General features: G+C 71.5%; 1 protein-coding gene. It reads right to left on the bottom strand.

All coding sequences use genetic code 11. From position 1 onward, the window contains the following. Positions 1-653, bottom strand: a 653-nt coding sequence (locus IH48_RS33895; RefSeq protein ID WP_037844022.1) for a hypothetical protein, incomplete at both ends; no start/stop codon positions are given.

Raw genomic sequence — 653 nt, forward strand, 5'->3', positions numbered from 1 at the left:
CCCGCTTCGAGTCCTGCCACACCCACGCCTCCAGAATCTGGGGGTCCCAGGTGGGCCACAGCTCCTTCAGCAGGTCCATGCTCGGGGTGGCCACCCAGTAGCCGCCCTCCTGGGCCTCCTTGAACACCAGCGGCGGCAGACCCGGCAGCGCGACCGTGCCGGGGATCTCAGCGACGCGCCAGTACCCGGCGAACCGCTTGTCGTACGCGGCCCCCCCGTCCTCGAGGTGGGTCGGCTCCCCGATCCCGAGCCTGACGTTGGAGTACGCGGGCAGCCAGGCCGCCGTCTTGTCGTACTCCTGGATCCAGGCCGCCGCCCGCTCCTCGGGCGTGAAGTCGGCCAGCGGCTTCTCCCAGATCTGCGGGACCATCGCCCAGTTCACGCAGTCCTTGTGCTCCGGGTCGGCCGGAGGCACCATCCGCCGGCGGATCGCGTCGCACGCGACGTCGGGCCGGGACAGGCCGCCCGCGAAGTCCTCGCCCGTCTTGTTCGGGGAGGCGTAGTAGGGAGTGACCTCCGGGGAGTCCTCGCGGCCGTGCCGGGTGGACAGGGTCCACACCATCAGCGCGTCCAGCAGGACTTCCGGCGTCTCCGGTCCGGCCAGGCCCGCCAGCCGTGCCTGACGCGCCTTCTTGATCCGGTCGTCGTAGGCC

This window comes from Streptomyces sp. NRRL F-5126, from assembly GCF_000721265.1.
Classification (GTDB): Bacteria; Actinomycetota; Actinomycetes; order Streptomycetales; family Streptomycetaceae; genus Streptomyces.